Genomic DNA, 23,869 nt, shown 5'->3' with positions numbered 1-23,869 from the left:
AGAATGGAAAAAATATGGTTTAATAATTACCCTCCCTATTCGCCAAAAACAATTGAAACAAACCAATATGATTCATTAGTTGAAATGTTTGAAGCTGCTATTAAGCGCCATCCAGATATTCCAGCTTATATTAATATGGGGCAGATTCTTACTTTCCGTAAATTAGAAGAGAGAAGTAGGGCATTTGCAGCCTATTTACAAAATGAATTACGTTTGAAAAAGGGTGATCGCATAGCATTGATGATGCCTAACTTACTACAGTACCCGATAGCGTTATTTGGCGCATTGCGTGCAGGATTAGTAATTGTTAATGTGAACCCTCTTTATACTCCACGAGAATTAGAACACCAGCTAAATGATAGTGGAGCAAAAGCGATAGTTATTATTTCAAACTTTGCAGCAACATTAGAAAAGATTGTATTTAATACGAATATTAAACATGTGATTTTAACTCGAATGGGCGATCAGCTTTCATTTGGTAAGCGAACATTAGTTAATTTCGTGGTGAAATATATTAAGAAGTTAGTGCCTAAATATAAGTTACCGCACGCGGTGAGTTTTAGGGAAGCATTGAGTATTGGTAAGCAAAGACAATATGTAAAACCGAATATTATAAATAGTGATCTTGCCTTTTTACAATATACCGGTGGAACAACGGGTGTAGCAAAAGGGGCGATGCTTACTCACCAAAACTTAATTGCGAATATGATGCAAGCGAAGTGGATTGTTGAGCCCCTATTAGGGAATACGACGAATATGATTGGACTTGTTCCATTACCTTTGTATCACGTATTGGCACTTTCATTAAATTGCTTACTCTTTATTGAATTAGGTTTAACAGGTTTATTAATCACTAATCCACGTGATATTCCTGGTTTTATTAAAGAGTTAAAGAAATATAGAGTTTCTGTTATTACAGGCGTGAATACACTATTTAATGCTTTGCTCAATAATGACAGCTTTAAAGAGGTTGACTTTTCTAAATTGAAATTGAGTGTAGGAGGAGGTGCTGCGATTCAGTCAAGTGTAGCAAAGCGCTGGCATGACTTAACTGGCATTCATATTATTGAAGGTTATGGTATGACAGAATGTTCTCCACTTATTTCTGCAACACGCAGTGATTCGGTAGAGTATTCAGGTTCTATAGGTGTACCTGTGCCAAATACCGATATTCGGATTGTTGATGATGAAGGTAATGATGTGCCATTAGGCGAAAGAGGGGAACTTTTAGTAAAAGGCCCTCAAGTAATGCAAGGCTACTGGAACCGCCCTGAAGACACCGCCGAAGTGCTAAAAGACGGCTGGATGGCAACCGGTGACATCGTGATTATGGGCGAAGATCTGAACCTCCGCATTGTCGATCGCAAAAAAGATATGATCATCGTTTCGGGCTTTAACGTTTATCCAACTGAAATTGAAGAGGTGATTTCGCAAAACCCGAAAGTCGACGAAGTAGTAGCAATCGGCATTCCGAGCGAGGCCTCCGGAGAAAGTATTAAGATTTTTGTAACGAAGAAAGACGAAAGTCTTACTCGTGAAGAGCTGCGTAGCTACTGCCGCCAATTCTTAACCGGCTACAAAATTCCTCGTGATATTGAGTTTCGTGATGAATTGCCGAAAAGTAATGTTGGCAAAATTCTTCGCCGTGTATTAAGAGATGAAGAGCTGGCAAAATCGCCTGGCAAGAATAGTTAAATTTAAGCTAATTAAGGAGCTAAAAATGAAAATTGTTGAAGTAAAACACCCGCTTGTAAAACATAAATTAGGTTTAATGCGCGAAGCTGAAATTAGCACTAAAGATTTCCGTGAATTAGCGAATGAAATTGGTAGCTTATTAACTTACGAAGCAACCAAAGATCTTGAAATTGAGACCGTTGAAATTAATGGTTGGAGTGGTAATAAAATTCCTGTAGAGCGCATTAAAGGTAAAAAAGTTACTGTTGTACCAATTTTACGTGCAGGTTTAGGAATGATGGATGGCGTATTAGAGCACATCCCTAGTGCTCGAATTAGCGTGGTGGGAATTTATCGTGATGAAGAAACGCTAAAACCTGTTCCGTATTTCTCAAAATTAGCTAATGACGTAGCTGAACGTTTAGCTATTATCACTGACCCAATGTTAGCAACTGGCGGTTCAATGGTTGCAACTATTGATCTACTGAAAAAAGCAGGCTGCAAACATGTCAAAGTATTGGTATTAGTTGCTGCGCCAGAAGGGATTAAAGTGCTAGAAGAGGCTCATCCAGATGTAGAACTCTACACTGCATCAATTGATAGCCACTTAAACGAAAAAGGCTATATTATCCCTGGCCTAGGTGACGCCGGTGATAAGATTTTCGGCACGAAATAGTTTTTTAAATTTCTATATAAAATAAATACAAGCGGTCATATTTTGTAAATTTTTTACCAAATATGACCGCTTGCTGTTTTACTTTTTAATAATCTTCATCAACCAATTCTTCTGATGTATCAATCGCTGGTGGATTTTCATATAACCAGTTAGCCAAACGAACGTAATCGGCAATGGTGAGATTCTCTGCACGAGCAGTTAAATCAATGCCTAATGCTTCTAACTGTTCTGCTCTAAAGAGAGTAGAGAGGGCATTGCGTAATGTTTTGCGACGTTGGTTAAAGGCTTGTGTGGTTACACGGTTGAGCCAATAAACATCTTTAGCGGGATACGGCAGTTGATTGTAAGGCATTAAGCGTACAACGGCTGAATCCACTTTCGGTGCAGGTTTAAATGCCGTCGGCGGTACTTCAAGCACAGGAATTACTTGACAGTAATATTGAGCCATAATGGTTAAACGCCCGTACGCTTTGCTGTTTGGTGCGGCACATAAACGTTTTACCACTTCTTTTTGCAGCATAAAGTGCATATCTTTAATTAGATCGTGGAACGTTAATAAGTGGAAAATTAATGGCGTAGAGATGTTGTAGGGCAAGTTACCGAACACACGAACAGAATCTTCTCCTAAATTGAGGCTTTCAAAATATTCACGGAAATTAAAACGTAACGCATCTTGCTCAATAACAGTTAATTTTTGACTTAAAAATGGGTGATGGCGTAAACGTTCAGCCAAATCACGGTCAATTTCCACTACAGTGAGTTTATCAACTAACTCTGCAACAGGTTCTGTTAATGCCGCTAAACCCGGACCAATTTCTAATAAAAATTCGTCTTTTTTCGGGTTAATTGCTGACACAATACCGTGAATGACATTCATATCGTGTAAAAAGTTTTGCCCGAAACGTTTACGAGCGGTATGACCTAAATGTTTTTTTGAATTTTGTGAACTCATTATTATCCTTTTTGAAATAAGAAAAGAACCCCGCTAGGCGAGGTTCTTGTTATTTTTTAATTATTGACCAACGTATTGGATATTTGCGGTTTTTCTTAATGCTTTAATCCAATCTTTTGACGCTTCTTCTGCTTGCTTATTAACAAGTTGCTGGTAAGCTCGTTGGTGGTAAGCATCTTCGGTTCTATCGCCATCACGAATATCAGTTACTTTTAGAATGTGCCAACCAAATTGTGATTTAAATGGTGCAGAAATTTGATTTGTTTTTATCTTAGAGGCTACTTTTGCGAAGGCAGGATCATAGATTTCTAAGAAGTTAAAGCCTAAATCACCACCGTCTGCACCTGACGCATAATCCATAGAGTTTGCTTTTGCTGCTTCTTCAAATGTTGTTTTACCAGAATTAATATCAGCAATTAAGTTGTTTAATTTCGCTTTCGCTTGAGCGTCGTTTAAAATTGGGTTCGTTTTTAACAAAATATGACTCACACGATGTTCTTTGCCAACTACCGTTTTTAATTTACCCGCTGCTTTATCTTTCGCCATTAATTCTTTTGCTAATGCTTGAACTTGTTGTGGAGCAACTTGAATGGTTTTTCCAATGCTGATATGGCGAACTTGTTCCATTGCCATTTGCTGTGCAATGTTGCGTTTAAATTGTTCTAAAGTAATGCCTTGATAATCTAACGCATCTAATAATTGACCGTAGGTAATACCATTTTGGATAGCCACATTTTCAACCGCTTGGTTTACTGCTGCCGGGCTGATTTTTACATTAGCCTCTTTCATTGCTTGTTGTACAAGCATATCGTCAATGACTTGATCGACGGCTGCACGATGAGAGGCTTCTGTTACTTTTTTCTTGCCAAGCATACGCTGAACTTGGCTTTGCATTACAGGGGTATCATTCACTAACGCAACTACACGTTCTTCAAAAGCGTGAGCAGTTTGGGTAAGACTTATTGTTGCAATCGCAACAGCAAACAATGATTTTACTAATTTCATTTTTATAACAATCCTAATGGAGATAATAAGTAATCTTTTCCTTAGAGATAAGTTTATCGAAAAGGTTCACTTAAATTAAGTACTTTCTTTATCCGTTGCAGGAACTAAGACCACTTGATTGATGCCGTCATAAGAGAAGGTTTTTACCTGAATTTGCTCATTTTTTGCAGTAGGGATATTTTTTCCTACATAATCAGCTCGAATTGGCAATTCTCGATGACCACGATCTACTAAAATAACCAATTCAATTCTGGCAGCTCTGCCAAAATCAAGCAATGCATCTAAGGCGGCACGAATAGTTCTACCCGTAAACAGTACATCATCAACTAAAATCACTTTTTTATTGTTAAGGTTGAGTTGATTTTCCGCTCCCGAAAACACAGGATCTTGATAGATTAAATCTAAATCATCACGATAGAACGTAATATCTAACGCCATATTTGGTAATTGAATTTTGACTAAATCTTCAATTCGCTTTTGAATAAGCTCTGCAATTTCAGCACCACGACGTTTAATGCCAACAATAACAACATCTTGTAAATCCCCATGCTTTTCAATAATTTGGTGAGAAATACGAGAAATAATCCGCTGAAATTGCTCAGTATCAATAATGATTTTTTCCATACTTTATAATGATTGAATTTTTTTAATCACATTAGTTGTAGAGCAACCATTTTCAAAGTTTAATACTCGCACATCGCCACCGTTTGCCCATACTTCTTGGCTACCAGCAATGTCTTCAGGCTTGTAGTCGCCCCCTTTTACCAACAAATCAGGCAGAATCTCACCGATTAAACGTTGTGGCGTGTCTTCATCAAACGGCACAACCCAATCGACCGAAGCCAAGCCTGCAAGCACTGCCATTCGTGCATCTAAATCATTAATTGGGCGAGATTCACCTTTTAAGCGTTTAACTGAGTTATCTGTATTAACCGCTACAATTAAACGATCACCTAATTTACGAGCATTTTCTAAATAGGAAACGTGCCCTGGGTGGAGAATATCAAAGCAGCCGTTGGTCATCACGATTTTCTCACCACGTTTTTTTGCTTCAAGCACAATCGCTTTCAGCTCATCTTCAGACACCATGCCAAAACCTGTTGTCGCACGTTGATGAATCGCATTTTCAAGTTCAATAGAACTAACAGTTGATGTCCCCAATTTGCCGACCACCACACCTGCGGCTGCATTTGCCAAGTAGCACGCCTCTTCGTAAGAACGACCGTCTGCGATGGCGGTTGCCAGTACGCTAATAACAGTATCACCAGCCCCAGTCACATCATAAACTTCTTTCGCTTGAGTGGGTAAATGGTAGGGCTCCTGATTTGGGCGAAGCAACGTCATTCCTTTTTCAGAACGAGTCACAAGCAATGCAGAAAGCTCAAAATCGGCAATCATTTTTAAGCCTTTCGCCACGATTTCATCGTCATCTTTACAATGCCCAACCACGGCTTCAAACTCCGACATATTTGGGGTAAGTAAGGTTGCACCACGATAACGCTCGAAATCTGTTCCTTTCGGATCAATTAACACAGGTACATTAGCCTTGCGTGCAATCTGGATCATCTGCTGCACTGATTCAAGCGTGCCCTTACCGTAATCCGATAAGATTAACGCTCCGTAAGCGGTAATTTCTTGCGAAAGTTTTGCAAGTAGGGCAGTTGAATCAACATTTTGAAAACCTTCCTCAAAATCTAAACGTAATAATTGCTGATGACGAGATAAAATCCGCAATTTCGTAATAGTTGGATGTGAATCAATTGCCACACAATGATTTTGGATATTATGTGAATTAAGTAACGTATCTAAAGCACGTCCGGCATCATCTTGACCAATTAAACCGTGAAGGGCAACTGGCACACCAAGGCTCGCAATATTCATTGCTACGTTTGCAGCACCACCTGCACGCTCTTCAATATCTTGAACTTTCACCACTGGCACAGGGGCTTCCGGCGAAATACGATTTGTTGCACCAAACCAATAACGGTCTAACATTACATCGCCTAGTACTAATACTTTAGCATTATTAAATTTTGGAGAGTATTGCATCATCATATAGAAATCCTTTGATATTTCACCCTCGCCCTTTGTGAGAGATATACAGAAATTTACTTCGTGCAGAAGTAAATTTCAGGGAGAGGGGAAAGTGCAAAATTTTCACAAAAAATAACCGCTTGCCTCTCTCTGAAAAATGTTTCTGTACGAAACATTTTTCGGTCTCTCTCCCAAAGGGCGAGAGAGCATAATTTATTTCTTACTTTTCTTAATAAACTTCATCAAACGTTTACGTTTACGCAGTTGGTTTGGTGTCAGTTTATTTTTCTTGCCCGCAAATGGGTTATTTCCTTCTTGGAACAAAATACGAATTGGCGAGCCGATAATTTTCAAACTCTTACGGAAGTAATTGCTTAAATAGCGTTTGTAAGAATCCGCTAATTTTTCTACCTGATTGCCGTGAATTACAATAATCGGCGGATTATAACCACCCGGGTGAGCATATTTTAATTTCACTCGGCGACCGTTTACCAATGGAGGTTGGTGTTCATCTGCCGCCATACGCAAAATACGAGTCAGCATTGAGGTTGAGGTTTTTTGGGTGGCACAAGCATAGGCTTCTTTCACCGAATCAAACAGATTACCCACACCGGAACCGTGTAATGCTGAAATAAAATGCACTCGGGCAAAATCAATAAAATCTAGGCGGCGATCTAATTCTGATTTCACTTGCTCTTTAATATCGTGTGATAAACCGTCCCATTTATTCACCACAATCACGAGCGAGCGACCGGCATTTAAAATAAAGCCAAGCAACGATAAATCTTGGTCGGAAATCCCTTCACGAGCATCAATCGTTAAAAGCACCACGTTGGCATCTTGAATAGCTTGTAAAGTTTTGATGACCGAGAATTTTTCCACCGCTAAATTCACTTTGCCACGTTTACGCACACCGGCGGTGTCGATAATCGTATATTGCTGCCTGTCACGCTCCATTGGAATATAAATCGAGTCACGAGTTGTGCCTGGCATATCGTAAACCACCACACGCTCTTCGCCTAAAATGCGGTTGGTGAGGGTTGATTTGCCAACGTTTGGACGACCTACAATCGCAATTTTGATATTTTTATCTTCAATCGACTCTTCGCTTTCTTCTTCCAACGCTTCGTCTAATAATGCGGTATCTTCTTCGTTATCAAAGTCGAAGTCGGTTTCCCACTCGTCATCTTCTTCATTTGCGGAATTTTCATCATTTTCGACCGCTTGATCCGCATTTAACTGCTCGCCAAGTGGTGCTAAAACCTGCTCAATAAGCTGCGTAACGCCACGCCCTTGAGCTGCAGCAATCTGTTCCACTTCGCCTAAGCCAAGCTGATAAAATTCCGCACAGTGAGAGTCAGCATCAATGCCGTCTGTTTTGTTCGCTACCACGACAGTCGTTTTTTCACGCTGGCGTAAATATTGCGCGATGCCAACGTCCGCAGGCAATAAGCCGGCACGAGCATCAACTAAGAAAAGCACGACATCGGCTTCTTCAATCGCAAGGAGCGATTGCTCCGCCATTTTTTCTTCCACACCTTCTTCTGTGCCGTCAATACCGCTGGTGTCGATTACGATGAAATCATAGCCACCAATATTTGCATGCCCGTATTTGCGGTCACGAGTTAATCCGGGAAAGTCCGCCACTAACGCATCACGGGTGCGGGTTAAGCGGTTAAATAACGTGGATTTTCCAACGTTTGGTCTGCCAACTAGGGCAACAACAGGAGTCATTTTTTGTCCTCAAAATTCAATAATTTGCAACAATTTGCAAAAATGCTGACATTATAGCGTAAATTTGAAATAAGAGGAAATGGAGAGAGGCGCGTGCAAGCGGTCATTTTCGCCGCTTTTTTGCAAAAGTATTTGAGCTAAAGTTATTCTTCTAACTTTAACGCTTTAGAGAAACTCTGCAACCCGAGTGAATTGCCCGATTTCGCCATTGATTGCAACGCTTGGGTTGGGGCGTGTAAAAGCTGGTTGGTGAGCTTGTAGCTTAATTCATTCAGCACTTTTTCGCTGTCTTGCCCTTGGCTGATAGCTTGCAGGGCTTTTTCGAGAAGCTCTTGGCGGATCTGCTCGGCATCTTGGCGGTAGCGTTTGATTAAATCGCTAGATTGTTGTTGTTTCAGCCATTCAAAGAAAGCCTTGCTCTCTTCTTTCACGATTTCTGCGGCTTGTTTTGCCGCTTCTTCACGCTGAGCCATATTGCGTTGAATGATGTTTTGTAAATCGTCCACGCTATAAGCATAAACGCCGTCTAGCTCGCCGGCTTTTTCGTCAATATCACGAGGCACGGCAATATCAATCAACAACAGAGGGTCGAACTGGCGTTGCTTTTGAGCAATTTGCACCATCTCTTTGCTGATTAAAGTATCTGGGCTACCGGTGGAGCTAATTACCACATCCGCTTGGTTTAAGCCAAGTTGCAAGGCACTGAGCGAGAGAATTTGCATCGGAGCATTGAGCTTTTCCGCCAGCATTTCCGCCCGTATGTGGGTGCGGTTCGCCACCATAATATTTTCCGCACCGTGTTGAATTAAATAACGAGCTACTAATTCAATGGTTTCGCCCGCACCAACAAGCAAGAAGCGTAATTTACCGAAATTATCGAAAATTTGGCGAGCTAAACCACAAGCAGCGTAGGCAACAGAAACTGCTTGGCTACCAATTTCAGTTTCGGAACGCACTCTTTTTGCCGTAGCAAAGGTGCGTTGGAACAAGCGTGAGAGCTTAGTGGACATCGTTTTTTGATGTTGCTGATAAAACTCTTCGCTAAATTGATATGCCTGTTTCACCTGCCCGAGAATTTGTGGCTCGCCCAAAATAAGAGAATCTAAACCGCTCGCCACTTTCATTAAATGGTTGGCAGCCTCTAAATTTTGTTTGAAATATAAACATTCACGTAGCTCATTTTCATCAAGTTGGTGAATTTGAGCAAACCATTGGAAGCATTGTTCACGCCACTCCATATTCTCAGGGTTAGTTTCTTGAGGGGAAATGTGCGGTTGGTGGAAATAAAGTTCGGTACGGTTGCAGGTAGAGAGAATGACCACGCTTTCAGCCAAACCGTTCGCTTGAATTTGCTCAAGGGCAAGTTCACGTTTGCTATCCACAAACGCCACTTTCTCCCGCAAGCTTACAGACGCGGTTTTATGGTTAATTCCTAAGGCTAAAATTGTCATTGTTTCCCACAGAAAAGATAAAATTTAAAAATAAAAACATGAGTATTTTAATCAAGAGCGTGAAGTCGTGCAAATGATTGTGTTAATAGGTTTGATTTATCACAAGGTAGCTACCTCTTAAGGATTAATTTAAGTTCTAAGCTCTATACTAAATTTTTATAAAAAGGGTAAATTTTTTCTGAAATTAGACGTATAATTACGCTCCATATCAAGCGATAACAAGCGGTCTGATTTTGACGAAAATTTACAAGGAGGCTTTATGGTAGCAATTCGTTATTCCCACCAACTTGATCCAAATAATTTTGAATTAGCAAGCTGGTGTACGAGCCTGAATATGTCTCCTGTAACTAGTGAACGTATTCAACATGCTTGGGATTACGCTCAAGAAACGCTCGATGCCGATTACAGTTTGATGTGGTATGGCATTGAGATGGTTGAGGTGCTACACGGCTTGAATATGGATGATAACAGTCTGGTTGCGGCGCTTTTATTCCCACTTGTGAAACATAACATTATTGATCTTGTTCAATTAAAAGAAGATTTCAATAATCACATCAAAAACCTCGTGAAAGGCGTGCTGGAAATGGAAAATATTCGCCAGCTTTCTGCTCATAATGTGTCTGATTTACAAATCGATAATATCCGCCGTATGTTGCTGGCAATGGTTGATGATTTCCGCTGTGTGGTTATCAAACTTGCCGAACGAATTGCTTATTTGCGTGATGGCAGCCATCACACGGAGGAAGATACGGTATTAGCTGCTAAAGAATGTTCCCACGTTTATGCTCCACTTGCCAACCGCTTAGGCATTGGACAGCTAAAATGGGAATTGGAAGATTATTGCTTCCGTATTTTACATCCCGTTTCTTACACTCAAATTGCGAAGTTTGATTTAGGTGAACGCCGAGTGGATCGTGAACATTATATTGCAAATTTTGTAGCAGATTTGACCGCTTGTTTAGCTGGTGAAATTGATAATGTGCAGGTTTATGGTCGCCCAAAACATATCTACAGCATTTGGAAAAAAATGCAGAAAAAGCGTTTAAAATTCAACCAACTTTTTGATGTGCGAGCAGTGAGAGTGATTGTACCAACTTTAGAAGATTGCTATACCGCATTAGGTATTATCCACACTAAATATACACACTTGCCGGAACATTTTGATGATTATATTGCTAACCCAAAACCTAACGGTTATCAATCATTACATACTGTTGTATTAGGCGAAGGTGATAAAACCATTGAGGTGCAAATCCGTACCCAACAAATGCACGATGATGCAGAGCTTGGTGTGGCAGCGCACTGGAAATACAAAGAAGGAGCAACTGCAGGACGTTCAGGCTACGAAGAAAAAATTGTGTGGTTACGAAAATTACTTGAGTGGCAAAACGATCTTGCTGATTCTAGTGATATGGTGGCAGAAATGCGGACACAAATTTTTGATGACCGCGTTTATGTCTTTACGCCACGAGGCGAAGTGATTGATCTACCACAAAAAGCAACACCGCTGGACTTCGCATACGCCATTCATAGCGAAATCGGTCACCGTTGTATCGGGGCAAAAGTGGCTGGTCGAATTGTGCCATTTACTTATCATTTACAGATGGGAGATCAGGTCGAAATTATCACGCAAAAAGAACCAAATCCAAGCCGAGATTGGCTTAATCCAAATGCAGGGTTCGTTAATACCAGTAAAGCTCGCTCCAAAATTATTGCGTGGTTTAAGAAATTAGATCGTGAAAAGAATATTCCAATTGGCAAAGAAGCCCTTGAAGCTGAAATGGAAAAATTTGGTTTCACACTCAGACAAATCGAAGAGTACGCATTGCCTCGCTATAACTTGAAGCAATTTGATGACCTATACGCCGGCATTGGTGGTGGTGATATCCGTCTGCATCAGTTAATGCACTATTTACAATCAAAGTTAATTAAACCAACGGCTGAACAAGAAGATGAGGCGGTACTAAAACAGGTCAATAAAAACAACAATCAGCCAAAACCAAGCAAAGGTTATGTGGTTGTTGAGGGGGTGGGGAATTTAATGCACTCCATTGCTCGTTGTTGCCAGCCGATCCCGGGCGATGAAATTTTAGGCTATATTACGCAAGGGCGAGGTATTTCTATTCATCGTGCGGATTGTGAGCAATTACACGAATTGTTGAATGCAAATCCGGAACGTGTGGTGGAAGCTGATTGGGGTGAAGGTTATGTTTCAGGCTTGAGTTTGACTATTCGTGTGATTGCAAATGATAGAAATGGTTTATTACGAGATGTGAGTGCGATTATGGCGAATGAAAAAGTAAACGTGTTAGGCGTTTCGAGCCGAACGGATGTGAAACGAAGCCTTGCAACTATTGATATGGAAATTCAGCTCAATAATGTTGCGATTTTAACTAAATTATTAGCTAGAGTATCGCAGTTAGATGATGTGATTGAGGCAAAACGACTTTCAAGTTAAATACAAGCGATTGTTTTTGATAAAAAATTTGCAAATAACGTGAAAATCAGTAGGGCAAATTGCAATTTTCCCCTACACGAGATGTTAGGAATTAAATCTAAAAATGAAAAAATTAGTGATTTTAGGTTCAACAGGTTCAATCGGTAAAAGCACATTATCGGTAGTTGAGCATAATAAAGAACAGTACGAAATTTTTGCCTTAGTAGGCGGAAAAAATGAGGCATTAATGATTGAACAATGCCAACAATACAAGCCAACTTTTGCGGCAATGGACGATGAAAAAGCAGCTCAAGAACTGAAAATAGCATTAGCAAATTTAGGCATAAAAACCGAAGTATTAGCAGGACAGAAAGCGATTTGTAATCTTTGTGCTCACGCTGATGTGGATATGGTAATGGCAGCAATTGTGGGGGCGGCAGGCTTATTACCAACGCTTTCTGCGGTGAAAGCAGGCAAGAGAGTGCTACTGGCGAACAAAGAATCTCTTGTTACTTGCGGACAGATTTTTATTGACGAAGCCCGCAAATCCGGAGCGGCACTTTTGCCGGTGGATAGCGAACATAATGCGATTTTTCAATCGCTACCGCCTGAAGCTCAAGAGAAAGTGGGCTTTTGCCCGCTTGCAGAGTTAGGCGTAAGCAAAATTATTTTAACAGGGTCAGGCGGTCCGTTCCGTACTAAGCCATTAAATGAATTTGATGCGATTACACCTGCTCAAGCTGTTGCTCACCCAAATTGGTCGATGGGTAAAAAGATCTCGGTCGATTCTGCCACAATGATGAATAAAGGTTTGGAGTACATTGAAGCTCGTTGGTTGTTTAATGCAACGGCAGACGAGATGGAAATTATTATTCACCCACAATCCATTATTCACTCGATGGTGCGATATATTGACGGCTCGGTAATCGCCCAAATGGGCAATCCGGATATGTGTACCCCGATTGCTCACACAATGGCTTACCCGAACCGCATTAATGCCGGCGTGCCACCGCTCGATTTCTTTAAGCTCAAAGAGCTGACTTTTATTGAGCCTGATTTTGCTCGTTATCCGAACTTAAAATTAGCGATTGAGGCTTTTGCCGAAGGGCAATATGCAACTACAGCGATGAATGCGGCAAATGAAGTTGCCGTTGAGGCATTTTTAAATGGGCAAATCCGTTTTACCGATATTGTAAATGTAAATCGAACAGTGGTGGAAAATATTGCGCCAATTCAAGTGAAAGAAATTGCTGATGTATTACATATTGATAAGCTTGCCAGAGAATTAGCAAAACAAGCAGTTATTCAACTCTAATAAGCAAAATGCCTACAAATTTGTAGGCATTTTTTTATAGCTTAGCTTTACATTTTAGTTTGCTTTTTTACTGATAGTTACCCCTGTAAATCCAAAAATTAAGGTGAGGATTAAACAGATATAACAGAAGAACGCATAAGGTAAATAGTCTAACACTGGTACATTGAGTACGCTACTGATAAACACACCACACACACTCCAAGGCACTAATGGGTTGATTACCGTACCTGCATCTTCAATAGTGCGAGATAAATTTTTAAGCTCTAAACCTAAGCGCTCGTAAGTTGAACGGAAGGTATTTCCTGATAATAATAAACTTAAATATTGCTCGCCTATTAATACATTAATTCCAACTGCGGTACTGGCAACCACTAAAGTAACACGCCCCGTGTTGGTTAAAAAGCCACTAATACCTTTTAGCAGGGCAGGTAAAATACCTAGAATTTGCAATAAACCGCCTAAACTTAAGGCTAATAGCACAATAGTAATGGTAAAGAACATACTATTAATTCCTCCACGAGAAACTAATGATGCTACTTCGCCTAAATCTACACCTTCAACGGGTTTATAGCCAGTAAAGAAATAATTGCCTAGTTGTTCAAGTGTTGGCGAACTATGAGTATAGGTAATAATCAGAGAGAGCATTACCGTAGTAACAATAATATAAATGGAATTAACACGCTTAATTGCCATTAAAATTAAGGTAACAAAAGGTAACAAAGAGTAGCCGTGTATTAATCCTGTTTCTTGTAAGTTAGTTTTTAAACTCTCAATATTTGCTAAATTTTGTGCATCAGCAGGTTCGGTTAAAAACCAAAGGATAAGAGCTGTTAAAATCCAGGCTGGAATAGTAGTATAAAGCATATTGCGGATATGGGCGAACATATCAATCCCTACAACAGAAGCAGCAATAGTTGTTGTGTCTGAAAGTGGAGACGTTTTGTCGCCAAAGAATGCCCCTGATACAACGGCACCCGCTACAATTGCAGGGTTTGCCCCAAATGCTGAAGCCATGCCAATAAAGGCAACGCCGATAGTTGCAGTCGTAGTTAAACTACTGCCTAAGGCGATACCTACCACAGAACTTAAGGCAAAAGCAGAGATGTAAAATAATTCAGGTGAAATCACACTTAAACCATAATACATTAAAGTAGGGATCGCACCAGACATCATCAATGCGGAAACTAATAATCCGATAAAAAAGAACAAATAAACTGCACCAATACCTGACATTAGACCATTTGCCATACCTTCTTGCATATTTTTAAATGGAATTTTATTGACTAATCCGAAAAGTAGCAGAATGACAATGACTGCTAAAATCGAAATTTGCGGCACCCAGCCAAGCCCAATCATGGTAAAACCCAAGATAAAAACCGTTAAAAGCGAAAGTATAACCGCTGTCATCGGTTTTAATTTAAGTAGGTAGTTATTCATTTATACTCCTATATTTATTATTCTTTATGAAAGTGAGCTATTATAGACTAATTTTTATCATCTAAGTAGTGCGCCCCTAAACTCTTCTCATTGAGCATATTTTTTACTACTAACTGAGCGGTTTTTAAGGCGTTGTAAACCTCAATGCCTTGAAATTCAGCGTGATAAATCGGGTCGAACTGCTGTTCTAACTTCTCCAAGTCTCTTAAGAGCGAGGTCAGATTCGCTTTGGTGCGATATACATTGGCATACAACGCCATTTTTTCCCGAATGATGGAAAGCAGTTGGCTTGCGGTGAGAGTGAGATCAGCATTCGGATTTTTAAGCTGATTTAATGCCTTTTCAGCCGCTGCAAGCGGTGAAATTTCGCTGTTTTTTTGCAAATCGGGTGCTTGTAGCGAGCGTGTAATTTCCGCTACCGCACGTTTGGTAAACACCAAACCGCCGCCGACTGAATTGCCGCCCATTCGGTTCGCCCCCTCAATACAGTGGGAAATTTCGCCAATCGCAAACAAGCCTTTCACCGCACTTTCTCCCCACTCATTAATCTGAATACCGCCGTTGCAGCTATGGGCAAAAGGCTTAATCGCAATTCTATCTTTGACTAAATTAATCCCCACTTCATTTTTCAGCCAATTTAGGTAGACGGTGTAAAACTCTTCTTTATCTTCATAAAGTGCCTGGCTATATTTCAGGAAAATCCCTTTTTCGCTCGGGTTTTCCAGCAGATGTTTCATCATCACCAAATCAAATTCCACGCACTCGAAATCCAAGCTGAAAGGGGCGTAATGGCTGCGTTCCCGCATCATTTTGGCAAATTCTGTTTTGCTCAAATGGGGAAACAGATTATTGCCGTTGGCGTCAGTGATTTCGGTCACATATTTCAGTGTGTGTTCACCAAACAGCACCTTATATTTCGGCTCAACGAAGGCAGGGATAAACTGAATAAACGCCAAATTGACCAGCGTTGCTCCGGCTCGTTCGGCAACGGAATGGAGCGAGCCGATCACATCGGCAGGGTAGAGGTTGTCTTTATACAGTCCGGCAATGCCGCCGCTGGCTAAAATAATATGTTGTGTTTTGCAAAAAATATAAGAAATTTCACCGCTTGTATTGAGCGAAAACACCGCCCCTTGCACTTGGTTATTCTCCACCACGATGTGCAGCAGCGTGGCGTTTTCATAATGGGGGATTTGTTGTTGCTCCAAAATCGCTTTGGCTCGAAGGGCTGCGGTTCGCCAATCTTTAATCAGATAAATCGGGCGAGCGTATTTCGCAAAGCAAGCCGGGCGGTTGTCGTTACGTTTCCAAGGCTCAAAGCCGATACGGTTGAGTAACTCAATCGCTTGCGGAGAATCTTCGATATAGGCTTGCACAACGTGTGGGTTGGTTTTGCCTTTGCCGATATGTTCAATATCTTTATGAAAAAGGGCGTGATCGTTTTCATTGCCAGTGACTTGTATACCAAGGGTTGCTTTCAACGGAAAATAGCTCGCCCCTGAGCCAATGGTAGATTTGCTGATTAAGAGGGCATTAATGCCTTTGCTGTGGGCTTCAACAGTCGCAGAAAGCCCGGCAATGCCGGAGCCGACAATTAATAAATCAGTTTCTATTGTTTGGGTGATTTTAATCATATTAAAATAAAGCTTCTTTGTTTCTCATATATAACAAGGGGTATGGATTGCCTTGTTCATCTAATTCAGTCCGTTTATAAACTTCAAAGCCCATATATTCATAAAATCCTTTAGCCTGGGGATTTTGCTCATTAACTGTAAGAGAATTTATTGAATAATGATCAATGCCATATTGCAATAATTGTTTTCCAATGCCTTTCCCGCTCATCGAAGTTGCAATGAATAACATTTCAAGCCTTGTGTCATCAATACCCATAAAACCAACAATATCGCTTTCTATATTTTCGGCAATGATTAAAATGGGAATATTTTTGATAGCTTGAGGTACATATTGCTTAATATTCTTTATTTCATCATCAGATAAAAATAAATGTGTTTCTCGAACAGAATTTTCCCATAACTTCAATAATTCTTCTATTAATGATGGTGTTCTGGTGTTTATATCAATCACTCTTAGGTTATACATAATTTTTTATTTGCCCCATATAAAAAACAAGCGGTAAAATTTCTCGAAAATTTTACCGCTTGTTGTTAATTTTTGGTAGGGGCAAATTGCAATTTTCCCCTACGCTATAATGGCGTTATAACAATGATGGAGCTGCTTCAATCAATGTGCGGGTGTATTCTTTGCTTGGATTTTCGAATACTTGTCTCGCATCGCCCATTTCAACAATTTGTCCGCCGTTCATTACCACAATGCGGTCTGACACTTGGTGAACGGTTTGTAAATCATGCGAAATAAACACCATTGCTAAGTTTAGCTCTTTTTTCAAGTCTGCCAACAAGTTAAGCACTTGAGCACGTACTGATACGTCAAGGGCAGAGGTCGGTTCGTCTGCGACAATCAGCTTCGGATTTAACGCTAATGCACGAGCAATCGCCACACGTTGTTTTTGACCGCCCGATAAACGGGTTGGCTCAACAAGGGCTGCCGAACGAGGTAAGCCCACACGAGATAGCAGGTCATACACACGTTTTTCACGCTCTTGCGGTTGCAAGATATTGTGAATGTCCATCGGGTCTTTCAAAATATCTAACACCCGCATACGAGGGTTGAGAGCGGTTGCCGGATCTTGGAAAATCACCGACACTTGGCTACCGAAATATTTGCGAGCTTGTGGGCTGCCGTATTTCATCTCCAAGCCGTTGAATTTCACCACGCCTGAAGTCGGTTTTTGAAGCCCGATCATCACGCTGGCGAGGGTCGATTTACCACAACCGGATTGCCCTACTAAGCCCACGGTTTCACCGGCGTGAATTGCTAGGCTCACGTCATTTACCGCCGTGAATTTTTTCGGGTTGAATAAAGTACCATCACGAGAAGCAAATTGGACAACGATATTAGATAATTCAATGATCGGTTGTTCTTTCACAAATTTCATACTCATAGTGTTGCCCTCCTTATGCTTTTTTATCTTCTAAGTGTGATGCCCAGAAGTGTTGTGGGTGATCACCGGTTGGTACAAGTTTCAACTGCTGTTCAGGGTTTGCGTCAGGTCGCAATGAACGGCTGGCAAAACGGTCGCCCTTCGCAAAATCAAACGGTGAAGGCACGCTGCCCGGAATTTGATATAAGCGTTCTGCACGAAGCTCGGTTGAAAGCACGGAGCCTAATAAACCACGGGTATATTCGTGAGTTGGGTTTGCCAACAATGGCGTTGTTGGAGCGGTTTCCACCACTTGACCGGCATACATTACCGTGATGTGGTGAGCGATTTGAGCAACTAAGGCTAAATCGTGGCTTACGAATACCATTGCGAAACCGAGTTTTTCACGCAATTCGTTGAGCAATTTGATCACTTCCGCTTGAACGGTTACGTCTAATGCGGTGGTTGGTTCGTCCGCAATTAAGAGTTTCGGTTCACGAGCAAGAGCCATCGCAATTAACACACGCTGACGCTGACCGCCTGAAAGTTCGTGCGGATAACGGTTGAGTGTTTTTTCCGGATCTAATTTCACCCATTGCAATAGGGTTTCTGCTGTCTGTTTACCACCACGGCTGATTAATTGAGCCATTTGGTCTTTAATACGCATTGATGGATTTAACGCACTTAACGCATCTTGGTAGATCATTGAGATTTCGTGACCACGCAAGTCGTTGAGTTTTTCGGTTTTCAATAAATCGTATTGATTGCCGGCACGGTCGGTAAACAGAATTTCACCGGTAATTTTTGCCGTTTTTGGCAATAAGCCCATAATCGAGAATGTGGTGATGGATTTACCACAACCTGATTCACCCACCAATCCCATTGTTTCACCTTCGTGCACTGTGAAGCTGATGTTATCAACCAACGGAGTTTCGCCATAACGATTTGGGAAACGGATAGATAAGTTTTTCACTTGCAAAATCGGTTTTGCATTTGGGTTTAATTGCATACGGTCTGTACGGCTGGTTTCTTTCTCGTTTAATTTGAGTAAGTAACGTTTTAATGCCAAGGTTTCAGACATCGCTTCTTGCACATCAGTTGCAAGCGGTTTTGCCACATCTTCTTTGCTTTGGGTGGTACGTTTGAGTTTCGGGTTTACTAACGCATCGGTTAAGCCTTCTGCCAGAATGTTTAACGCTAACACGGTTAATAAAATCATAATCCCAGCAAAGGTTGTTGCCCACCAGAAGCCACTTAATACTAAGTTACGACCTTCAGATAAGATGTTACCCCAAGATGGGAACGGAGGTTGTACACCTGCCCCTAAGAATGAAAGCGATGCTTCAAATACGATGGCATCTGCTACCATTACGGTTGCGAATACTAAAACCGGAGCCGCAGTATTACGCACAACGTGTTTTAAGAGAATGTAAGTACGGCTACCACCGATAACACGCTCGGCACGCACATAGTCTTCTTCCCATTGAGCCACCACGTTTGCACGCACAACACGGGCAAGTTGAGGGGTGTAAACCACCGCAATGGTGACGATAATTACCGGAACAGAGTTACCGAAAGTGGCAAGTAATACAGCAGCTAATGCGATGCCCGGGAATGCCATTAGGATATCCATAAAACGCATAATCACTTCGTTGCCGAATTTATCTGCGGTGGCGGCGGTTGCCCCTAATATACTACCGAAGATAATCGCACAACCTACCGCACCTAAACCGATGAAGAGAGAGGTTCTTGCCCCCCATACCATACGGGAGAAAATATCACGACCTAAGCGGTCTGTACCGAATAAATATTCACCACTTGGTGCTTGTACCGGGCGAATGGTTTGTAGCGGATCATACGGAGCAACCCAAGGGGCAAACACCGCCACGAGAGCAACAAATAAAATAAAGAGTAAGGCGATTTTTGAACTGGTTGATAAGGCTCTAAATCTTGCACCGCCTGAAGCAAGTCGAGCAGCTAATCCTTGGCGAAACATATTATAAACTCCGAATTTTTGGATTAATGAGCAAGTAGAGAATATCAACGATGATATTCACCAATACGAAGGTAAATGCAATGGTTAGCACCACACCTTGAACAAGGTTTAAGTCGTGGTTTACGATACCGTTGAAAATTAATTTACCCATTCCCGGTAAGTCGAAGATTTGCTCGATAACCACCGCACCGCCTAATAAGTACCCCACACGCAAACCTAACACGGTGACCGGGGTGATTAACGCATTGCGTAATACGTTGTGGCGGATAACCGTTGAATAAGGCACGCCGTTACCGATAGCGGTACGCACATAATCTTTGTCCATTTCTTCTACCATTGTGGTACGGACCACACGGATTAATGACGCACAAACCGGCACGGCAAGCGCTAGAGAAGGGAGAATCATCGAACTGACATATCCTTGAGGGTCTTCACTAAACGGCACAAAACCACCTGATGGCAACCAATCTAATTTTAGTGAGAAGTATTGGATTAATAAGATACCTAACCAGAACGATGGTGTTGCAACTGCTGCAACAGAGATGAAACGAATCACTTGATCCACCCACGTATCACGGTAAAGAGCCGCTGTCACCCCTAAAGTGAAAGAAACGATTGCCGCTAAAAATACCCCGATAAAGGTCAGTTGTAGGGTGAGTGGGAAAGCTTTGGCGATCATATCCACAATAGGTTGTTCAGGCGGTGTCGTCATACCGAAATCAAGCACGAACAAATTGCCTAAAAAGCGAAGGTATTGCACGATTAATGGATCGTTTAAACCATGCTGTTCACGGTAAATTTCTTTTGCCGCTTCACTTGCACTTTCACCAAGGGCGACAGTAGCCGGATCCCCGGGAGTAAATTGTAAAACAATAAATACAAGGGCGGTTACGCCTAAGATCATTACCGGCAACGCCATCAAGCGACGCCATAATAATCGGAGTATAATTTCCATTTTCTTCTCCTTGAGTGTAGTTACACTCCAAAATTAAACCTAATTTTTCCTACAAAGTGAATATGTTCAAACCGTAGAATTATAAATGAAAATATAGCTAGAGATGATAAGAATTTGAATGATATAAAACGAAAGATTACATCTTTTTTATTTTTATCTATACAAGCGGTAAATTTTTGGAGAAATTTTACCGCTTGTATTTATTTAGTGCTTATTATTTAGCACGACCAACGCCAATGAATGACATACCCGTTGTTGGTAATGGTTGGAAGCCAGTTAATGCTTTATCGTTCCACGCGGTTGGTAATTTACGATGGATAATCGGATAAAGTGGAACATGCTCAGCAATAATATTAATTGCTTTTTCCCAAGCCGCTTTTGAGGCAGATGGATCTTTCGCTGCTTCATCAAGTAATTTTTGAAGCTCTGCATATTCTGCTGTATCAGACCAACGGAAGCGACGTTTCGGCCATACATCACCACGATACCACCAGCTTAATAATAAGTCTAAGTCGTTACCGAATACAGATGGATCACCCGGCGCAATAACTACTTCAAATGCACCTTTATCAACATGAGCGCCATATAACGCACCAGATTGTAAGTGTTTAAGTGATACCTTCACGCCTTTTAATGCGTTCCAAGATTCAAGAATTAATGGTGCACACTCTTTTACCCAAGAGTGGTCTGTTGCTAACAATTCGAATTTCAACTCAGTTACGCCAGCTTCTGCTAATAATGCTTCTGCTTTTGCTTTGTCGAAATCGTATTGTGACGCGGCTTTAACATAGTCTGGGTGAGTGTCTTGCACATAAGAGGTTGCAGCTTTCGCATTGCCTAAGAATACCACATCAATTAATTTTTGCGTGTCTAAACCATAGTGTAACGCTTGGCGAACTTTCGGGTTGTTAAACGGTGCTTTTTCGCAGTTAAACATTAAGAATAATAAGCCGAATGATTGTACTGATTCTACTGTACCTTTACGTTTTAAGCGTTCTGCATCTAAGTAAGGTACAGACTCAATCGCTTGCACACGCCCCGACTCTTGAGCGGTTACACGAGCCGCATCGTCAGATAATAAGAACCACGTCATTTTTTCTACTTGTGCAGGGTATTGACCTTTATAATCTGCAAATGCTTCAAATACGATACGGTCATCTTTGGTTGCTGATACAAATCTGTATGGGCCAGTACCTACTGGGTTTGCATCAAACGCAGCTTGACCAGCTTCTACTAATGCTTTTGGCACGATTTTAACGATAGTTAAACGCTCTTTGAATAACGCAAACGGATATTTTAATTTGAACTCAACCACTTTTTCGTCCACTTTCTTCACGCTGTCGATAAACGGAATGAATTGTGCGAAAAGTGACGCTTTAGCAGGGTCTAAAACACGCTCGAACGAGTAAACCACGTCTTCAGTGGTAACGGGGTTACCGTTGTGGAATTTTGCACCGTCACGTAAGGTAATGCGATAAGTCACATCATCTACTTTTTCAGGCTCAGCCGCTGCTAATGCTAAGTATGGCTGACGAGTGGCTGGGTGTAAGTCCACGAGGCCTTCAAAAATATGGAGGTTTGCCGCCATTGATGATGCACCACTTGAGGTGAGGGGATCAAATCCGGTTGATATGGGATAGGCAATACCGGCTTCAATAGTTGAACCAGCTGTGGGAGCTGCAAATGCTCTAGGGGTGAATGTGCCTAATGTACCGCTAAATGCGAAACCAGCACCTACGCCAGCCATTAATTTCATAAAACCACGACGTGATTCACTGTGTTCAAAATGTTTTGTCATTTTAAAGCTCCTTGGATTTGTAGTGAAGGGCAGTATATTTTATGTTGAAGTGAATTTATCAAAAAATACACTTGTTTTGAATTAAAACTATCATAGCATTAATGAAAATAGGGTAAAGTGAGAATTACCGAATTTGTGATCTAGTTCACGAAAATCTTTACTTTTCACATTGCTTGCTTTTCGCTATTATTCGCCCATCATAAATTTATGACGAAGAACAAATTGTGACACTCACTTTACCTCCTTTAAGCCTTTATATCCATATTCCGTGGTGTATGCAGAAATGCCCTTATTGTGATTTCAACTCCCACGCTCAAAAAGGGTTAATTCCTGAACAAGAATATATCGAACACCTACTTGCAGATTTATCTCAAGATTTAACCGCTTACCAAGTGGCAATCGGTGATCGTAAATTACACTCGATTTTTATTGGCGGCGGTACTCCGAGCCTGTTTTCCGCCGAGGGCATTTCCTACTTGCTTAAAGAAGTGGAAAAGAGAATTCCTTTTGAATCGAATATTGAAATTACGTTGGAGGCAAACCCGGGAACGGCGGAAGCAGAACGATTTATCGGTTATGCTCAAGGTGGGGTTAATCGTATTTCGATGGGCATTCAAAGTTTCGAGCCGGAAAAATTGCTCAAACTCGGGCGGATTCACGATGCCAATGAAGCCAAACAAGCGGTCATTTTTGCCCAAAATGCTGCAAAATTTGGGCTGAACAGTTTTAATATTGATTTAATGCACGGTTTACCAAATCAATCGGTAAAACAAGCGTTAAGTGATTTAGAACAAGGGATTGCTCTTAATCCGCCGCATTTATCGTGGTATCAGCTCACTATTGAGCCAAATACAATGTTCTATTATCGTAAGCCAACTTTGCCGGATGATGACGAATTATGGGAAATTTTCGAGCAAGGACATCAGCTTTTAACGGCTGCCGGCTATGAACAGTACGAAACTTCTGCCTACGCCAAAAAAGGCTACCAATGCCACCACAATCTTAACTACTGGCGGTTTGGCGATTACTTAGCGATTGGCTGTGGGGCTCACGGTAAAATTTCTTACCCGACCGGCGAAATTTACCGCTTTAGTAAAACCAAACACCCGAAAGGCTATATGCGAGGCGAATACCGATACAGTCAGAATTTGATCGAGCTAGACGATCGCCCATTCGAATTCTTTATGAACCGTTTCCGCTTGCTTGAAGCCACACCAAAACAAGAATTTGAATGGTTTACTGGGTTAGATAGCGAAATTGTTCGCCCAACAATGGATTGGGCATTAAGCCAAAATTATATTTCTGAAACCGCAACCCATTGGCAAATTACCCAACACGGCAAATTGTTTTTAAACGAATTGTTGGAAGGATTTTTAGAATAATTTGCAAAAAAATTTTAAGATT

The 23,869-nt window shown here is 41.2% G+C and carries 18 protein-coding genes; 5 read left to right on the top strand and 13 right to left on the bottom strand.

Annotation, left to right across the window (positions count from 1 at the left end; translation table 11 throughout):
* Positions 1-3 precede the first annotated feature (3 nt).
* Together fadD and upp are read left to right on the top strand one after the other, a co-directional pair.
* Positions 4-1,695, top strand: coding sequence for a long-chain-fatty-acid--CoA ligase FadD (gene fadD, locus A6B40_RS02785; RefSeq protein WP_138317090.1), 1,692 nt, complete (start codon positions 4-6; stop codon positions 1,693-1,695).
* Positions 1,696-1,720: 25 nt separating this feature from the next.
* The gene (gene upp, locus A6B40_RS02780; RefSeq protein WP_176671490.1) at positions 1,721-2,350 is read left to right on the top strand and encodes a uracil phosphoribosyltransferase; all 630 of its coding nucleotides are present in this window, start codon (positions 1,721-1,723) and stop codon (positions 2,348-2,350) included.
* 85 nt (positions 2,351-2,435) lie between these two features.
* On the opposite strand, the gene rsmA is transcribed toward upp, so the two are convergent.
* The 6 genes from rsmA to hemA form a co-directional block, all read right to left on the bottom strand.
* A complete protein-coding gene (gene rsmA, locus A6B40_RS02775; RefSeq protein WP_025342438.1) occupies positions 2,436-3,302 on the bottom strand; it encodes a 16S rRNA (adenine(1518)-N(6)/adenine(1519)-N(6))-dimethyltransferase RsmA in 867 nt (288 codons plus the stop codon).
* 60 nt (positions 3,303-3,362) lie between these two features.
* On the bottom strand, positions 3,363-4,307 hold the full coding sequence (locus tag A6B40_RS02770; protein WP_176671489.1) for a peptidylprolyl isomerase: 945 nt from the start codon (positions 4,305-4,307) through the stop codon (positions 3,363-3,365).
* Positions 4,308-4,382: 75 nt separating this feature from the next.
* Positions 4,383-4,931: a bifunctional pyr operon transcriptional regulator/uracil phosphoribosyltransferase PyrR gene (pyrR, locus tag A6B40_RS02765; RefSeq protein ID WP_176671488.1), complete on the bottom strand. Its 549-nt coding sequence runs from the start codon at positions 4,929-4,931 to the stop codon at positions 4,383-4,385.
* Positions 4,932-4,934: 3 nt separating this feature from the next.
* The gene (gene hldE, locus A6B40_RS02760; protein ID WP_176671487.1) at positions 4,935-6,362 is read right to left on the bottom strand and encodes a bifunctional D-glycero-beta-D-manno-heptose-7-phosphate kinase/D-glycero-beta-D-manno-heptose 1-phosphate adenylyltransferase HldE; all 1,428 of its coding nucleotides are present in this window, start codon (positions 6,360-6,362) and stop codon (positions 4,935-4,937) included.
* A gap of 192 nt (positions 6,363-6,554) precedes the next feature.
* Entirely contained in the window at positions 6,555-8,075 is a 1,521-nt protein-coding gene (der, locus tag A6B40_RS02755) for a ribosome biogenesis GTPase Der (protein ID WP_176671486.1), read from the bottom strand.
* Between the two features lie 143 nt (positions 8,076-8,218).
* Positions 8,219-9,526 (bottom strand): glutamyl-tRNA reductase, encoded by a 1,308-nt coding sequence (gene hemA, locus A6B40_RS02750; RefSeq protein WP_176671485.1) that lies wholly within the window; start codon positions 9,524-9,526, stop codon positions 8,219-8,221.
* Positions 9,527-9,785: 259 nt separating this feature from the next.
* On the opposite strand from hemA, the gene relA reads away from it, so the two are divergent.
* Both relA and ispC read left to right on the top strand, forming a co-directional pair.
* Positions 9,786-11,984 carry a GTP diphosphokinase gene (relA, locus tag A6B40_RS02745; protein ID WP_176671484.1) on the top strand — a complete coding sequence of 733 codons (2,199 nt, stop codon included), beginning with the start codon at positions 9,786-9,788 and terminating at the stop codon, positions 11,982-11,984.
* A 103-nt stretch (positions 11,985-12,087) separates the two neighbouring features.
* Positions 12,088-13,278, top strand: coding sequence for a 1-deoxy-D-xylulose-5-phosphate reductoisomerase (ispC, locus tag A6B40_RS02740; protein WP_176671483.1), 1,191 nt, complete (start codon positions 12,088-12,090; stop codon positions 13,276-13,278).
* 54 nt (positions 13,279-13,332) lie between these two features.
* Here the strand turns inward: ispC and nhaC are convergent, their stop codons facing one another.
* The 7 genes from nhaC to A6B40_RS02705 all read right to left on the bottom strand — a co-directional run bounded on the left by nhaC (position 13,333) and on the right by A6B40_RS02705 (position 22,465).
* On the bottom strand, positions 13,333-14,715 hold the full coding sequence (gene nhaC / locus A6B40_RS02735; RefSeq protein WP_176671482.1) for a Na+/H+ antiporter NhaC: 1,383 nt from the start codon (positions 14,713-14,715) through the stop codon (positions 13,333-13,335).
* 47 nt (positions 14,716-14,762) lie between these two features.
* A complete protein-coding gene (locus tag A6B40_RS02730; RefSeq protein ID WP_176671481.1) occupies positions 14,763-16,349 on the bottom strand; it encodes an FAD-binding protein in 1,587 nt (528 codons plus the stop codon).
* 1 nt (position 16,350) lies between these two features.
* The gene (locus A6B40_RS02725) at positions 16,351-16,815 is read right to left on the bottom strand and encodes a GNAT family N-acetyltransferase (RefSeq protein ID WP_176671480.1); all 465 of its coding nucleotides are present in this window, start codon (positions 16,813-16,815) and stop codon (positions 16,351-16,353) included.
* 115 nt (positions 16,816-16,930) lie between these two features.
* Positions 16,931-17,737 (bottom strand): ABC transporter ATP-binding protein, encoded by an 807-nt coding sequence (locus A6B40_RS02720; protein WP_025247905.1) that lies wholly within the window; start codon positions 17,735-17,737, stop codon positions 16,931-16,933.
* 13 nt (positions 17,738-17,750) lie between these two features.
* Positions 17,751-19,712, bottom strand: coding sequence for a dipeptide/oligopeptide/nickel ABC transporter permease/ATP-binding protein (locus A6B40_RS02715; RefSeq protein ID WP_176671479.1), 1,962 nt, complete (start codon positions 19,710-19,712; stop codon positions 17,751-17,753).
* A gap of 1 nt (position 19,713) precedes the next feature.
* Positions 19,714-20,667 (bottom strand): ABC transporter permease, encoded by a 954-nt coding sequence (locus A6B40_RS02710; protein ID WP_176671478.1) that lies wholly within the window; start codon positions 20,665-20,667, stop codon positions 19,714-19,716.
* Positions 20,668-20,881: 214 nt separating this feature from the next.
* Positions 20,882-22,465 (bottom strand): ABC transporter substrate-binding protein, encoded by a 1,584-nt coding sequence (locus A6B40_RS02705; RefSeq protein ID WP_025217595.1) that lies wholly within the window; start codon positions 22,463-22,465, stop codon positions 20,882-20,884.
* Between the two features lie 224 nt (positions 22,466-22,689).
* On the opposite strand from A6B40_RS02705, the gene hemW reads away from it, so the two are divergent.
* Positions 22,690-23,847 (top strand): radical SAM family heme chaperone HemW, encoded by a 1,158-nt coding sequence (hemW, locus tag A6B40_RS02700; RefSeq protein ID WP_176671477.1) that lies wholly within the window; start codon positions 22,690-22,692, stop codon positions 23,845-23,847.
* Positions 23,848-23,869 lie beyond the last annotated feature (22 nt).

Source organism: Mannheimia varigena (assembly GCF_013377235.1).
Taxonomy (GTDB): domain Bacteria; phylum Pseudomonadota; class Gammaproteobacteria; order Enterobacterales; family Pasteurellaceae; genus Mannheimia; species Mannheimia varigena.
Note: the sequence above shows the minus strand (reverse complement) of the source record. Positions and strands in the feature narration are given on the sequence as shown.